Here is a 15,721-nt window from a genome sequence, read left to right as displayed (position 1 = left end):
CTGTCAATCATCCCTCTTCTGTATCTCATATACGCCCATAACAACCACTACTAGTTCATAACTATCTAAATCCTTAGACTCATTTAGCAACCGAAAGGCTCCTGTTTGTAACCAACTATTTATTTTAGCAAAAGAAGCTACGGTCCCGCCATAACTATTCTGTATACTATATTCTTTCGAGAATGCGGGCGATGTAATCTCAAATACTCCACGATTTCCTGCATCATATTCATACTTTTTCTCAAGGAAACTCATTCGTCTTCGTAATACACCTAACTGCCCTTCTCTTTCATCGGATACGATCCATCTATTTGAGAATAAACGGAACTTTCCAGTACACACAATCTGTCCTTTATATCCAAATACGTCAAGAGAAGAACCAAAGGCAGATTTCAAGTCCATACTGCCTACTACGTCTCCATCATGATTCATGATATCTGAGATCCCTGAATTGAAAAAATTATCTTTAAAATATAATTCCATGGTTGATCGCTCCTTTGATTAGAATGGTTGGTTTGTAATCAATGAGAACACCACCTGAATTTAATATCTTTATTATACGAAAAAGAGACATCTTTCGCACAAATAGATTGTGAAAAAGATGTCTTGAAACCAAAATCCATACTTGCAGAAAACTTAGAATACTATATCGACGTAGCGAAGATGACGGAATTGTCCTGAAGAAGCGTTAGTGTTCGCCTACAAGCTTTCCATAGGAATGCTACTTCGAAAGTATAGGCTTGCCCGCTGATTCCAACCGCTTCAAGCGATATCCAATCAAGAAATCAGATGTAACAGCGATCGTAAGGCTATTCCGTCATCGTAGCGGCATCCTACACATTATGCGGGCTTTTTCAGTGGCCACAATCTAACATGTAGGCTCTTTCCAAATACCATTTGAAATTGAAGGACTTGGGCCTCCTACTTCGATAGAGAAAATTTAGATCAATCTATTTAGATGAGTCAATAAGCTTGAAATCATCATAGTGAAAAGCTGGAGCAACAACACAAGTCACAAACGCAGGCTCATCTCCGATTGCCACAGAGGTCTGCCATACATTAGCGGGTACTAATGCCTGAGGAACTTGCCCATTCTCAATATCCATACCCAGGATGATCTTCTCTCCCGCTTCAGGGTTCTCAGCCGTTCCACCTAGAGTCAATTCGATCGGACCGCCAGAATGGTACAACCACAATTCATCGGATAATACGACATGCCATGCGGAGACTTCACCCGGGTGGAGTAAGAAGTAGATAGAACTCGCAGCAGCGCGAGCACCAGAGTATTGCGGACCTAATACATCCTTAGGAATTTCATACGATGCTTTCCATAATTCCTTGCACCAACCACCTTCTACATGTGGTTCTAAGTTCAATAATTTTACTAGTGGAGACTGAGGTTGTGTCATTGTTTCTCTCCCATTTCATTTAGATTTGTATGTCATTGTATTCATCTTACTATAGAGTATCCCATCTTGCCCATAATTCCCTTGGATTTAATTCATAGATTTCATTCTCCCTATACATGAATTGATGCATAATAAATTCTCTCCGAATCGTGGCAAAATCTTCATGAGCATGTTTGATGAAGTTATTAATTTCCTTCTCTGTGTACTTTCTACCGCTTTCCAATTGACTGACTAAGTGTTCTAGAATAATCAATTTCTTCTTAAGTTGAGCGGGTATCTGTTTTAATTTCCCTTCCACCGTAAAAAAGTTATTTATAACCGATTCTTGTAATTTCTTTTGTGAATCGTTCATAGGTTCTCTTACTCCTTTCTCACCAGAAGTACCTGTATTTCTGTAGATCAAATCTACGATGGCAGTTGCATGATTGTGAATAAAATAGTCATTTAATGAAAAATAGATCGTGTTTTTGTCACGTCGCTCATTGATCAGACTTGCTTCACGTAACTTTGTCGCGTGATGAGTAATGGTAGCGGGAGTAACATGAAGTTTCTCAGCTAATACCTGTCCATTACGCTCGCCATCAGCAAGAATGATCAGAATCTTAATCCTTGTTGCATCGGCTAGCGCTTTATGATAGGCGACGATCTTATCAAGTTGCATAGATTAACCTCTTCCCAACTAATTTAATGATTATCTAATTAGATGTATGTTAAATTACATAATATTTACATTGTCCATTGTTGTCAACTTAAATAACCAGAAGATCGTTCATCTTCTGGTTTGTTAGTTTATTAAGGTCACTTTTAATGCTGTATAACAAACTCGTCCAACTTCTCTCCATCTACATCATAAGCTTGAAAAGTTAAGGTATGGTCTTGAATGGTAACACCCGCGAACATCTGCTTCATATTTTGAAAATGGACCTGATGATAGAATTGATCATCTTTCTTCTCATTGAACTTCTGTCCCGCGGTGTTCGTAACGACATATACCGTACCTTCACGATTATTCACGATATTCCCACCATTACCAACTATTTCTCCATCTCTTAGAGGGAACGATCGGGCATATTCATGATTATGGCCCTGCAATACAAGATCAACCGCGTATTTATCGAAGACAGTTACCCAGTCCTCAATTTTACCGTATGTGTTACCTCCATAAGCTCCTCTATGAAGAGCTACAATCTTCCAAGGTTTATCCGTATTTGCAAGATCCTTCTCTAACCACTTAGTTTGTTTTTTAACGTTAGACTCTGTATTTAAGACGATAACATGCACAGATCCATAATCGAAAGAATACGTTGTTCCTTCTGTTGAACTCTCCACTCCATTATCCGGTAGGTTGAAATGCGATATATATCTGTCTGCTACACCGTCCACTTCATCATGATTTCCAGTAACAGGCATGAAAGGTACTTGTGTCAACCAGTTTGCAGATTTACTAAAAAAATGATCCCATGCCAATTCATCCTCAGGTTCTTCTGTCAGATCACCATTATGTACGATGAACTGTGCCTTAGGAAATTGCTCGAATGCTTTATTTAATGTTCTACCCCATATTTCAAAATCTGCTTCTGTTACACCTTGCGAATCGGTCACATTAATGAAAGTAAATTCATCCATATTCTCAGATTCGGTTGTGAATCCTGCGGGTGTACTCCATTCCTTATCCTTACCACTGCCTACACGATACGTATACGTTGTTCCTGGTTCAAGCCCTATGGCTTCAGCTTTATGAACACCTTGTTCCTTAGATTTTTCAACATCCATTGTTGAAGACGTTCCGTTAACCGTAATTACATCTTGTCCATCAAAGTTCATATCTGCACCCTTAACTAGCTGTAAGACGGTTGCCACATTAGTGCCTTCTGTATACCAAGTAAATGCCCGAGTCGTTAGCGCAGAGTGTTTCATTGTCGTAACTAAGGACTTCGGCTTCTCAGACTGTCCTGTCTTCAACCATTCTGTTGCGACTACTATAATCAAAATAATAAGAACGATCAATCCGAACCAGATGAACTCTTTCCGCAAATTCATTGTATTCCTCCATTCCAATCATGATTAGCTATGCTAATTGCCTATAACGATACCGCTCCAGGACTTAAGAAGTCAATTCAGCTAGAAAGTCTACTATTTTGTTAAGACAATCTAAAATTTTCAGTTTACATTCAGTTTACACTCAGAGAAAAATCAGGTTAAGAAGATACAATATATATTCAAAGCCAACGAAGAGAAGAGGTGTTATATGTTTTATGAATCTAAAATTTAGAAATGAACTCAAGTTTTTCATCAACCAACATCAGTATCAGATTATTCGTCAACGACTACAAAACTTGATGGAACAAGATAAGAATGTTGGACCTACCGGGGAATATGCTATTCGGAGCCTGTACTTTGATGATGTTAGCAACACAGCTCTACATGAGAAACTGGGCGGAGTAAGAGACCGCGCAAAGTACCGAATTCGTATTTACAATAAAGACGATAAGGTTATTCATTTCGAGAAAAAAATCAAATTTAGAGATTATATCGCTAAATTAAAAGAACCAATAACTAGAGATATCGCCGATGAATTGATAGCTGGCAATTATCATGTGCTAAGTCATTCTACCCAACCGCTTCTCACTGAGTTACATGATGAAATGAAGAATAACTTACTGCGTGCCAAGGTTATTGTCGATTATGTTCGGGAGCCCTATGTATGCCCAAATGGAAATGTTCGCATTACATTTGATAAAGAACTTCGAACTGGACTTCATTCCGTCGATATGTTTGATTCAAACTTACATGGTATAAGTGCGATTGATAACAATTTGATTATATTCGAAGTGAAATACGATGAATACATTCCGGAATATATCAGAATCGCTTTACAGCTTGAAGGTTTAACTAGACAATCAGCTTCGAAATATGTCATGTGTCGTAAATTTTTAAAAATGAATTCTTGGGAGGATTATTAAATATGAGTGCTACAACAACTGCGGCAGCCGCTACACCAGCGACGGATGCATCAACCAATTTTACAGATATTATAAAAAACTCGGTGACAGAGAACTTTGTATCCGACATTAGTATTTCCAAAATAATTATTACTATGGCGATTTCATTCGTAATTGGATTCTTTATCTATCTTCTTTATAAACGAGTATTCAGTGGTGTTCTATATTCCAAAAGTTTCAACGTCTCTCTGATCGGAATGACGATGGTAACCTCGATGGTCATCATAGCTATTAATTCTAATTTAGTATTATCACTCGGTATGGTTGGGGCACTCTCCATTGTCCGTTTCAGAACACCTATCAAAGACCCAACTGATCTAATCTTCTTATTCTGGGCAGCTGCTGCAGGTATCGTATCTGGTGCTGGATTCTTTACTCTAGCCGCAATTGGTTCCATTATTGTGGGACTAGTTATGTTCTTCTTTATCAAAAGTTCATCGGTTGAAACTCCTTATTTACTAGTAGTGAACTGTGACGGAGATTCAAGTGAGCTTGAGGTTCATAAGAAACTAAATACATCCGTTAAACGATTTAATGTGAAACAAAAAACGGTAACGAATGGCAATATTGAAATTACATTAGAAATTCGCCTGAATGACAAAGAGGGTAGTTTTGTTAATGAACTTTCTAGTATTGGCGGAGTTAAGAATGCCGTCCTTATTAGCTACAGCGGCGACTATGTATCTTAATGATGGGAAGGTGTTTATAAGATGAAAGCAAAAATGATGAAGCTTCTTCTATGCATCTGTTCCATCGTCACCATTATAGCCATGGTAGGATGTGAGGCTACTCAATCTACTACAACTAGTTCTGAGGTATCAAGTACTACTGAAACATCGAAGACCTCGAAGACGGATGAAGAAATAGCTACGAAAGTATTTCCTAAGGATAAAGTAGTAGATGTGAAAATCACGATTGATAAAGACGACTTTCAAAGTATGATGGATAACGCTTCTGCCGAAGAAATTAAAACCGCATCTGTCGATTACAACGGCATGCATTATGACAATGTAGGTGTTCGAACGAAAGGAAATCTAAGTTTACGCAGTGTAGTCAGTATGGATGATTCAGATCGATATAGCTTAAAGCTTTCATTTGACGAGTATTTATCCAGCCAGACTCTCTTAGGGATCAGCAAAATAAACTTAAATAACGGCTACAGTGACGCAGCTTATATGAGAGAATTCCTAACCTATGAACTTGCAGATCAAATGGGACTTCCTACGCCTGGGTTTTCGTTTGTGAATGTCTATGTGAATAATGAATTATATGGATTCTATCTCGCTGTTCAACAAGTAGATGATCAGTATCTTGAGTCGAACTATGGAAACTCCTATGGAGCTTTGTACAAAGGAGAAATGACGGGCACGGGTAGCGACCTTCAATGGATTGATGACAAAATTTCGTCCTACACTGGACTCGCTCAGAAGTCCGAAAAATCCAACGATGATATTCTTATTGATATGTTGGACGAGTTGAATAACGGTACAGATTATACCAAATATTTGGATGTAGAAGAAGTTCTAAAATACATTGCTCTTCAAGTGCTGACGAACAATACTGACAGCTACATTGGAGGAAATAAACAGAACTATTATTTGTATGAAGATGATGGTGTATTCTCTATTCTCCCATGGGACTATAATATGGCGTTTGGAGGATTAGGAGCAAGCTCGAATCTATTAATCGATGAACCAACGCAAGGAACACTGGCTGAAAGACCTCTTGTTGCCAAACTTCTTGCGGTCGAAGAGTACAAAGAAATGTATCACAATATTATTCAGAACGCGACAGAAGGTTACTTGTCCTCCGCCACATTTAAGCAACGGGTTGAGGAAGTATCTGCTATGATTTCTCCCTACGTGAAGGAAGATCCAAGTTCCTTCTATACGTACGAAGAATATCAAGCTGGAGTATCTAAGCTCCTAACCATCAATGACACGCAAGTTAGCCATATTGATCAACAACTTGCTGGCACCATTGCATCCTCAGGCGATGGATCAGGAAGCGGTGGCGGCATGGGTCGTGGTGGTATGGGCGGCGACATGCGCGGTGGTGGCGGTGGCGATATACCAGCTATGGCTGGCGGCAATAAAAAAGTCACTTCTACTGAAGTAACCGCCCAAGTGGGACAGACTCCTCCTACTGGTGGGCAGAATGCTCAAGCGGGGCAGACTCCTCCTATTGGTGGGCATAATGCTCAAGCAGGACAGACTCCTCCTACTGAGGGGCAGAATGCTCAAGCGGGGCAAACTCCTCCTACTGGCGGGCAGGATGCTCAAGCGGGACAGACTCCTCCTACTGAGGGGCAGAATGCTCAAGCCGGACAGACTCCTCCTATCGAGGGGCAAAATGCTCAAGCGGGGCAAACTCCCCCTACTGATGAGCAGGATGCTCAAACTGATGAGCAGGATGCTCAAACTGGAAATCTTACGGCAGCCGAAATTTTAGCCAACATTCCAGAGGATATGCAAGCGATGATCCCGGAAGATGTACTAGCCTCTTTAAAAGAAGGCGTTATTCCCGAAGATATGCCTGACTTTATGGGAATGGGTGGAGGCATGGGTGGTGAAAGACCTGATGGAGTTGGTGGTGGACGTGGTGGTATGGGCGGTGGTCCTGGTGGTATGGGTGGAGGCTTTGGTGGCTTCGGCGAACAAAGTACTCAGCCACAAGGTACTGTTAAAGAAGCTATCACTGTTGGTATTACACTTGTTATTCTTCTCCTTGCAGGTGCATTTATTACCTTATATAAACGTAAGAGACTCTAACTATGAACAAGAAACAAGCCCCACCGATTCTATAATGAAACGGTGGGCTTGTTCTCTTTTCCATTTAAATTACAATCCTTACTTCTGTTCATCTTAACTCATCCATGTTCTTAACTCATTCATCATTCCACTTTGGTGTATTATTCCGAACTCTTACTTACAAATATATCGTTAACAAGCTGTACAAAATCCAACTCGTCGAGACTATTTACTCTGTGATACCCAGAATCAAACTCCATTAACCGAGTTATTTCATTTGGGGTAACCACACAATGCATACCAGCAGCCCTAGCTGCTTTTGCGCCATTCAGCGAATCCTCTATTGCAATTGCTTCGTCCGGTTTAACTTGTAGACATTCCAACGCTTGTATATATAATTCTGGATCCGGCTTCACATGGGTTACATGATCAGAAGTCCGAATACATTCGAAATATTCTCGAATATGTAATTGATCTAAATATTTCTCAACCCATTTCAAGGATGAGCTAGATGCTAGCCCAATTCGTAGTCCCGCTTCTTTAGCTGCATTAAGATATTCAAGAACGCCTGGACGAATTTGCTCAAGTTCCATAAGTTGCGTATGACGAAGATGAATTGCGCTTCGGAATGAATCACGTTCAAGAGGGATGTTCTTCTCCGTTATTAAATATTCATATGGATCAAATATATTAAGGTCCGTCCCAATACACTGGGAATACATTTCACGTGTCAGTTCTACGCCATGTTCAAGATAAGCCTCCTGAAAAGCTACATACCATGCTGTTTCAGTATCAATAATGGTACCGTCAAAATCAAAAATCAGTGCTTTTATCAACCCGATCATCGCCCTTTCTTTATGCATTTCACTAATTATCCTTATATGAACATACCATAAATTCCTTTAAACACTATTATAACTCAATCTTCTACGCGACTTAAGAATGCCTTAGTTCGGTCCAACTTAGGGTTACCAAAGAGCTCCTCAGGTGTTCCCATTTCAGCAACCTCTCCGTTATCCATAAAAATAACCCGATCCGCCACATCGCGAGCAAAGCTCATCTCGTGTGTTACGATAATCATTGTCATATTCTCCTCCGCTAGTTGCTTGATTACGCGTAATACCTCACCTGTCAGTTCCGGATCAAGGGCTGAAGTAGGCTCATCGAACAATAGAATTTCAGGATTCATCATCAAAGCTCTCGCGATAGCTACCCGTTGCTTCTGTCCACCCGATAGATTTGCAGGCAACGCCTTCGCCTTATCTGCAAGCCCTACCTTTTCCAACAGCTCCGTACTTCTCCGTCTAATTTCAACCGCATCGTACTTCTTCAAAGATTTCGGAGCTAACTCTAAGTTCGCCTGGACAGTTAAATGAGGAAATAGATTGAAGTTCTGAAACACCATACCCATTCGGGACGTAACACTCTTAATCTTCGCTACAATTGGATATTCACCCTCTTCAACAAGAGGTTCGCCTTGAATATGAACACTCCCACCAGTAACATCTTCTAGATAAACCAGGCTTCGTAACATCGTACTCTTGCCTGAACCTGAGGGTCCAATAACAGCGACTACCTCTCCCTGATTAACAGAGAACGTTACTTTTTTAAGAACATCTAATTTTCCAAAAGACTTTTTTAAATTCGTTACTTCTATCATACTCATCATCTTCCTACAGTCCTTTTATTCATATTTATATCTCTTCTCGATCATCTTGAAGAAGAGTGTTAGCACCATCGTCATCAATAGATAGATCACTGCTGCTACGAAAAAGGGCGTAATTGAGAAATCTCTATTCACCGCTGTCTTTGCAAAATACAATAATTCAGGCACGGCAACAGCATACAGAAGCGCTGTATCTTTAACTAGGGTGATTGACTCATTGGCCACAGAAGGAAGCGCAACTCGTATCATCTGTGGAACGATCACTTTTGTCATCGTCTGCCATTTACTCAGACCAAGGACCTGTGCTGCTTCATGCTGACCCTTATCAATCGAGAGTAGTCCTCCACGGAAAATTTCTGCGAAATAAGCTGCATAATTCAAAGTAAACGCAAAACACGCTGCAGCGAATCGATCTATAACTAAGTATTCTCCGACTACAGGAAGAATTGGAAGGCCAAAACAAAAGAAAAGTAATTGTAATAATAATGGTGTTCCCCTCATTACATATACATAACTATGTGCGATCCATACGACTGGCTTAATACGACTCTTAGCCATCAGTGTAATGAGGAATCCCAATGGCATCGATAACACAATCGCGATTAAGAACAACATAATCGTTGTCTCTGCCCCTTCTAACATAGGCTTAGTAATACTTATTAAATAATCCATACTCATTGCTTATTCGACTCCTAAGTAAAGAAAAACCGGAATAGTGAATCCTTCCGGTTTTCTACATGATTATAGAAACTGTTTGTGGAACTCATTATTTCAGAACTTTATCTTCTCCGAACCACTTCGTAGATATTTGAGCTGCAGTACCATCTGCAATCAATTCATCCAATGCTCCTTGTACACTCTTTAGTAACTCCTCGTTACCCTTTTTCACACCAATGCCATATTGTTCAGGAGCAAGGGCTTCATCTAAAAGTTTGTAGCCTTTTTCTTTTGACATATAATATTTCGCTACGACTTCGTCAATAACAACGGCATCAAGACGCCCTACCTTTAAATCGCTTAATGCAAGTACATTATCCGAGAATTCAGTTACTTCCTTAACGGTATCCTTCACAGGATTCGCATTTAACGCATCCGATGCAGAGGAAAGTGTCTGTAGTCCGATAACTTTACCCGCTAAGTCATCTATCTTAGATATATTTGATTTCTCAAGCACGACAACTACCTGACTATTCTCAAGGTATGGTTTGGTGAATAATACTTTTTCCTTCCGATCATCTGTGATCGTATATCCATTCCAGATCAAATCAATTCGACCACTCATAAGCTCAGACTCTTTCGATGACCAGTCAATAGGTTGGAACTTAACTTCTTTCCCCATCTTCGCAGCCGTAGCCTTTGCATAATCAATATCGTACCCTGTAAGTTCATTATTATCATCTCTGAATCCCATGGGTGCAAACTTGTCATCTATTCCAATCACCAATGAATTCGTATCCTTACTCGATGAACATCCTACCAAAGTCACCACAATTATTGCACATAGGGCGGCAAATACGGTGATTCTTCTCATGTTGACCCCTCCACAATAACTAAAATTTATAAACGCTTTAGTCCGCTACCACGGTATCAGGGTATTATAATACCATAACAGAGAAGAAATTTCGAGAGAAATAAGATGATCAACACAATACAATTATTTCCACAATAGAATCCCTTAAACATCCCTATTTCTATTATTTATATCGCGGGAATAGACATCGAAAGCTCACATCATCTACACCCGCTATAAGCCGTACTTGAGTAGCTACTTGCTTCAGTACTTCATCTCCTCTAGCATGCCCATAAGTGTCATTAACAATAGAATTGAAATATTGATCATTATTCTAACTGTGAATCATACAGGCTTTTATAGAATCCTTGTAATTCAAGAAGTTCCTCATGAGATCCTTTCTCTATGAGTCTACCATCCTTTAGTACTAGAATTTGATTAGCCTTGCGGATTGTATTTAGTCTATGAGCTATGACAAAACTAGTACGTCCCTCCATTAATCTCTGGAGACCTAACTGAATCTTAATTTCAGTCACAGTATCAATACTACTTGTTGCTTCATCTAGAATTAGAATGGAAGGATTCGCAAGAATCGCTCTGGCAATGGCCAGAAGTTGCTTCTGTCCTTGACTAATCCCAGCTCCGCCATGTTTGAGTGCCTTATCATACCCACCATTCAACCGTTCGATAAAAGAATGAGCGTTCGCCAATCTCGCCGCTGTCTCAACCTCTGCATCCGTCGCATCAAGTTTACCATAGCGAATATTATCTCGAATTGTTCCTTCGAATAGGAAGGAGTCTTGCAATACAAAGGCCATATGTGAGCGTAAATTTTCACGTCGAATTTGGGTAATATCGTGGCCATCTATTGTGATTTGTCCTCTATCTATCTCATAAAATCTTGAAAGTAACTGGATTAACGACGTTTTGCCCGCACCAGTCGGTCCTACCAGAGCGATCATTTCACCGGGAGCAGCCTCAAAACTAATATCATGTAACGTTTCTCCCCCTTGATCATAAGCAAATGATACATGTGAGAAAGATACCGCACCTCTCACGTTATCTAAAGTGATACCGTTTGTCTCATCTTTAGCTTCCACTTCCTCGTCAAGGATTTCGAACACGCGTTCAGCTCCGGCAATCGCAGATAACATCGTATTCCATTGGTTCGCCAGATCATTTAATGGTCTTGTGAACTGCCTTGCGTACTCGACGAATATAACAATAACACCAATGGATATCGATCCATGGATCGCTAGGATCCCACCTACACATGCAATCAAGGCAAAACTCAAGTTATTTAATGCATTCATTAATTTCGGAATGAATCCTGATATGGCTTGAGCCCAGAACCCCGACTGTTTAATCATTTCATTGCGTGTTCTGAATTCATTCATTACCTTTTGTTCCTGAGAGAACGCTTTTATAATACGCTGACCCGACAACGTCTCCTCAACATATCCATTTAAGTCTCCCAAATTACGCTGTTGTTGCCTAAATAAAGGTCCCGTACGCCAAGTAATCCAGCGCATACCTAACACCATTAAGGGTACAACTAGAAACGTTAGTATCGTTAATAACGGACTTAGCCATAACATGACGATGATTGTTCCCACCAGCGTAAGTACACTAGAGAAAATCTGTATAACAGAGCTATTTAATGTTGAACTAACATTATCAATATCATTAGTGACCCTACTCATTAACTCACCCTGTTGACGTTTTCCGAAAAAGGGAATCGACAAACGATGTAATTGCTGGAATAAATCCACCCTCAATCGATATACGGTTTCCTGAGCAATGCGGATCATCCAAATGTTTTGTAACCATAACGAAAGTGAATGTAATCCATATACCATTCCTAATCCACCTAGGAAATACAACCAAGCCCAATCTGCTTGACGTTCTAAGTATGTATCTATCGCTGTCCCAATCATGTAAGGACCAAGCAAAGCCAATCCAGAACTTAAGAATACCATGATAAGCACCAGGATGAGTCGACCTTTATGAAAGGATAAGTACATCCACAATCTTTTCAATGTACCTGCCATATCCTTGGCTTTACGCTTATCCTTCTTATTGGAAGGGACAGATTTCACTTCTTCTTGCACATTGTTTACCTGAGATCGTGGATAACGGAAAGGCTCACTTAATTCTTTCCACATGTCGTACACCTCCCTCTTCGAACTGGGATTCGTAAATACGCTGATATAGATCGCAATGATCCAATAGTTCCTCATGATTTCCTTGTGCAAGTAGCGAACCCTCGTCCAACAATAGAATGTGATCCGCTCCAATGGTAGAGCTTATTTTCTGCGTAATAAGCAACGTCGTGCATGACACACTCTTCAGAGCTTTAAGTAGTGCAGACTCTGTTCTTACATCTAATGCGCTAGTGCTATCATCAAGCAATAATATTCTCGGTTTACGTACTAACGCTCGGGCAATCGTCAGCCTTTGTTTCTGACCACCTGATAGATTAACACCTTTTTGCCCTAATACCGTATCGTAGCCTAATGGAAACTTTATAATGGAATCGTGAATTTGAGCTAACTCCGCAGCCTCCATGATTTCTTCGAGAGTAGCATCACGTTTACCCCAAGCAATATTGTCTCGAATAGTACCTGTGAAGAGAATCATCTCCTGAGGTACATAACCAATGGCATCCCGTAAATATGAGGCGTCAAGCGTCCGTATATCCTTTCCATCTATCCAGATGACCCCTTCATTCTGTTCGTACAACCTAGGAATAAGCCCTAGAAGCGAGGATTTCCCTGCACCCGTAGCTCCCATAATAGCAACCGTAACACCCGACCTTGTCTCAAATGAAATATCACGCAACACGGCAGCCTGCGTATCCGGATATTGAAATGTCACGTGTTCAAAAGATACATTCCCTTTAATAATAGAAGAAGTATCTTCACCCTCCGTCACACCCACAAGATTACTCTCCGTCTCAAGTGCCTCTGCTATACGTTGAGCTGAAGCACGAGCTCTTGAGAAGTTAACTACAATCATGGAAAAAACAGATAATGCACCTGTAGTTCGCATGGAATAATTCACTACAGCGACCACCTCACCCATGGTTGCATCACCCATGCCTATCTTTCTCTGCCCGAACCACAATACGGCCAGGATCCCAGCATTCATAATTAACAGAATAATTGGCATCGTCAATTCTGTCAGTCTTAGTGCTGAAACTGTTCGTTTCATTAATTCGCTACTTACACGTGAGAAGCGCTCTGTTTCATATTTCATTCGTCCAAAGACTCGAATTAATCTCATACCTATTAGATTCTCTTGAATCACACCATTAACAGCATCTAATCTAACTTGCACGGTTCGAAATAATCTGCCTGCTTTTTTCATAACGCTAAGTAGGAAAACAAGCAATATTGGAACCGTAATAGTCAGTAATAGGGCAAGCTCTGTATGAACAATAAATGACATGATAACACTACCCATGATAAGTAGAGGAGCACGCATCATGATTCGTAAACCCATAAATACAGTGTTTTGAAGTTGCGTAACATCATTCGTTAATCTTGTTATTAACGACGAAGCAGCAAACCTGTCAAATACCGCTAATGAGAAAGATTGCACTTTATCATACAACCGCTCTCTCAGATCATATGCGAACGATTGACTCACATGAGAAGCAAAGAAAGAACTAACAATTCCTGAACTAAAGGCAATGATCGAACATGCAACTAAGACTCCGCCCCATTGCAACACAATAGATAGGTCACGATTAATAATGCCTTTATCAATAATTATAGAAATGACAAACGGCTGAATTAATTCCACAGACAACTCAATTAACATCATCAATATGGCTACGCCAGCAGTGATTCGATACTTCTTCAGAAAACCCATACATGTACCCATTCTCTTCCCTCCACATGATGCAGGAACATCACTCCAATTTTAAACAAAATATGACTTATTATAACAAAATATGCGCTTGGCAACTTGGGTATGCTATTTTCAAGAACCCCGAGTCAGACACCAAAAATGTAAGTAATTAGCGAACATTCGTAATTTTGAGGGTTACAATTGTGACAATTAGAGTAACTTTTACGAACAATTGAACATTCTATGAACGAAGCTAAACCTGCGCCATTACAGTGATTTATGTCACACAGAGGTTGGAATGTAACAATTTAATCACAATTTGTTAAATGTTTAGACAAAATTCAACAATTTAATGGTAATTGTTCAACAAAATGGCTTTTGCATTATTCGCGAGATATTCCTAATATATAACTATGCTTGTTTATCCGTAATCATTTAAATGCAGCTCATAAAGGAAGGAGTTTACCATGAAAAAAAGAGTATCATTATTAATGCTGTTCACGAGCTTTGTTTTGCTCTTATCAGGATGTAGTTCACTTACGGTATTAAACCCTAAAGGTCCTGCTGCAAGAACCTTAACCGATACGATCATTTTCTCAATCTTGATGATGGCCTTGGTGTTACTTGTAGTATATGTTCTATATGTCGTGTTCTTAGTGAAATATAGAGCGAGCAAATCAAAAGCAGATTACATGCCTCCACATGAGGAAGGGAATAAATGGCTTGAAGTTATATGGATAACCATCCCTATTATCATTGTAACTATTCTTTCGGTAGTAACGGTAACATCAACAAGTACAGTGGAGAAAATTCCTGAAGGTTATCAAGATCAGGAGCCTTTGGTGATTTATGCAGCTTCATCTAACTGGAAGTGGCATTTCAGTTACCCAGAGGAAGGGATTGAAACAGTAAACTATCTTAACATCCCAGTTAATCGTCCAATTGAATTACGATTGTATTCTTTCGGTCCAATTACAAGTCTTTGGATACCTCAGCTAGCTGGACAGAAATATGCCATGAGTGACATGGTGAATACCTTGAATTTGGTTGCTGACGAACAAGGATCTTATTTAGGAAGAAATTCTAACTTCAGTGGTAAAGGTACAGCACAGATGGAATTTGAAACACTTGCTATGACTCCTACAAAGTTTGTTGAATGGGTAGATGAGGTTAAGACAACCGCCCCTTCTTTGGAGGAAAAAGAGTTTAAAAACTTACTGTCTACTGCATATGTTGGACGCGAGTCTTTCTCAAATACACACTTATCGTTTAGTCCAGCACCAGGTGATCATTCTGATCATATGAACCATACGGATATGGAGAATGGCAATATGGAACATCAGGATAACAAAGATGTGCATCCTGCACCAGCTACAGAACCTGAACAAACAGAGTTCGATACTGTTCCTAATGTAGATCCAAATCAACCTTTACCTTCATCTCCAGCTGAAGATAGTGACAAAGATATCGATAACACTGATTACACTGGTCACGAAGGTCATGATGGACATTAAGAAAGTAACAAATAT

15 protein-coding genes are annotated in these 15,721 nt (G+C 39.9%); 4 read left to right on the top strand and 11 right to left on the bottom strand.

Annotated features, from left to right (window positions below; translation table 11 throughout):
* Window positions 1–3 precede the first annotated feature (3 nt).
* The 4 genes from AC1D69_RS06490 to AC1D69_RS06475 all read right to left on the bottom strand — a co-directional run bounded on the left by AC1D69_RS06490 (window position 4) and on the right by AC1D69_RS06475 (window position 3,449).
* Window positions 4–483, bottom strand: coding sequence for a hypothetical protein (locus tag AC1D69_RS06490; RefSeq protein ID WP_495455335.1), 480 nt, complete (start codon window positions 481–483; stop codon window positions 4–6).
* Between the two features lie 467 nt (window positions 484–950).
* Complete coding sequence (locus tag AC1D69_RS06485) at window positions 951–1,409, bottom strand: cupin domain-containing protein (RefSeq protein ID WP_495455334.1); 459 nt, start codon at window positions 1,407–1,409, stop codon at window positions 951–953.
* A 49-nt stretch (window positions 1,410–1,458) separates the two neighbouring features.
* Entirely contained in the window at window positions 1,459–2,070 is a 612-nt protein-coding gene (locus AC1D69_RS06480) for a DUF2087 domain-containing protein (protein ID WP_495455333.1), read from the bottom strand.
* A 143-nt stretch (window positions 2,071–2,213) separates the two neighbouring features.
* On the bottom strand, window positions 2,214–3,449 hold the full coding sequence (locus AC1D69_RS06475; protein WP_495455332.1) for a purple acid phosphatase family protein: 1,236 nt from the start codon (window positions 3,447–3,449) through the stop codon (window positions 2,214–2,216).
* 215 nt (window positions 3,450–3,664) lie between these two features.
* Between AC1D69_RS06475 and AC1D69_RS06470 the strand changes: the two genes are divergently transcribed.
* From AC1D69_RS06470 to AC1D69_RS06460, 3 genes are read left to right on the top strand one after another with little or no spacing between them, the layout of a single operon-like run.
* A complete protein-coding gene (locus AC1D69_RS06470; protein ID WP_495455331.1) occupies window positions 3,665–4,372 on the top strand; it encodes a polyphosphate polymerase domain-containing protein in 708 nt (235 codons plus the stop codon).
* Window positions 4,373–4,374: 2 nt separating this feature from the next.
* Entirely contained in the window at window positions 4,375–5,100 is a 726-nt protein-coding gene (locus tag AC1D69_RS06465; RefSeq protein WP_495455330.1) for a DUF4956 domain-containing protein, read from the top strand.
* Window positions 5,101–5,121: 21 nt separating this feature from the next.
* Window positions 5,122–7,182, top strand: a complete 2,061-nt coding sequence (locus AC1D69_RS06460) for a CotH kinase family protein (RefSeq protein WP_495455329.1) — start codon at window positions 5,122–5,124, stop codon at window positions 7,180–7,182.
* Window positions 7,183–7,322: 140 nt separating this feature from the next.
* On the opposite strand, the gene AC1D69_RS06455 is transcribed toward AC1D69_RS06460, so the two are convergent.
* The 7 genes from AC1D69_RS06455 to AC1D69_RS06425 all read right to left on the bottom strand — a co-directional run bounded on the left by AC1D69_RS06455 (window position 7,323) and on the right by AC1D69_RS06425 (window position 14,225).
* A complete protein-coding gene (locus AC1D69_RS06455; RefSeq protein WP_495455671.1) occupies window positions 7,323–7,997 on the bottom strand; it encodes an HAD family hydrolase in 675 nt (224 codons plus the stop codon).
* Between the two features lie 83 nt (window positions 7,998–8,080).
* On the bottom strand, window positions 8,081–8,827 hold the full coding sequence (locus AC1D69_RS06450; RefSeq protein ID WP_495455670.1) for an amino acid ABC transporter ATP-binding protein: 747 nt from the start codon (window positions 8,825–8,827) through the stop codon (window positions 8,081–8,083).
* A gap of 18 nt (window positions 8,828–8,845) precedes the next feature.
* Window positions 8,846–9,505, bottom strand: a complete 660-nt coding sequence (locus AC1D69_RS06445; RefSeq protein ID WP_495455328.1) for an amino acid ABC transporter permease — start codon at window positions 9,503–9,505, stop codon at window positions 8,846–8,848.
* An 88-nt stretch (window positions 9,506–9,593) separates the two neighbouring features.
* The gene (locus tag AC1D69_RS06440) at window positions 9,594–10,358 is read right to left on the bottom strand and encodes an amino acid ABC transporter substrate-binding protein (RefSeq protein WP_495455327.1); all 765 of its coding nucleotides are present in this window, start codon (window positions 10,356–10,358) and stop codon (window positions 9,594–9,596) included.
* Between the two features lie 163 nt (window positions 10,359–10,521).
* Window positions 10,522–10,647: a diguanylate cyclase domain-containing protein gene (locus AC1D69_RS06435; RefSeq protein ID WP_495455669.1), complete on the bottom strand. Its 126-nt coding sequence runs from the start codon at window positions 10,645–10,647 to the stop codon at window positions 10,522–10,524.
* A gap of 19 nt (window positions 10,648–10,666) precedes the next feature.
* Complete coding sequence (locus tag AC1D69_RS06430; protein WP_495455326.1) at window positions 10,667–12,502, bottom strand: ABC transporter ATP-binding protein; 1,836 nt, start codon at window positions 12,500–12,502, stop codon at window positions 10,667–10,669.
* A complete protein-coding gene (locus AC1D69_RS06425; RefSeq protein WP_495455325.1) occupies window positions 12,483–14,225 on the bottom strand; it encodes an ABC transporter ATP-binding protein in 1,743 nt (580 codons plus the stop codon). The genes AC1D69_RS06430 and AC1D69_RS06425 overlap by 20 nt, the downstream gene beginning before the upstream one ends.
* A gap of 434 nt (window positions 14,226–14,659) precedes the next feature.
* Here AC1D69_RS06425 and qoxA point away from each other — a divergent pair, with 434 nt between their 5' ends.
* Window positions 14,660–15,706 (top strand): cytochrome aa3 quinol oxidase subunit II, encoded by a 1,047-nt coding sequence (gene qoxA / locus AC1D69_RS06420; protein ID WP_495455324.1) that lies wholly within the window; start codon window positions 14,660–14,662, stop codon window positions 15,704–15,706.
* Window positions 15,707–15,721 lie beyond the last annotated feature (15 nt).

This window comes from Paenibacillus sp. Y301 (genome assembly GCF_059445505.1).
Note: the sequence above shows the minus strand (reverse complement) of the source record. Positions and strands in the feature narration are given on the sequence as shown.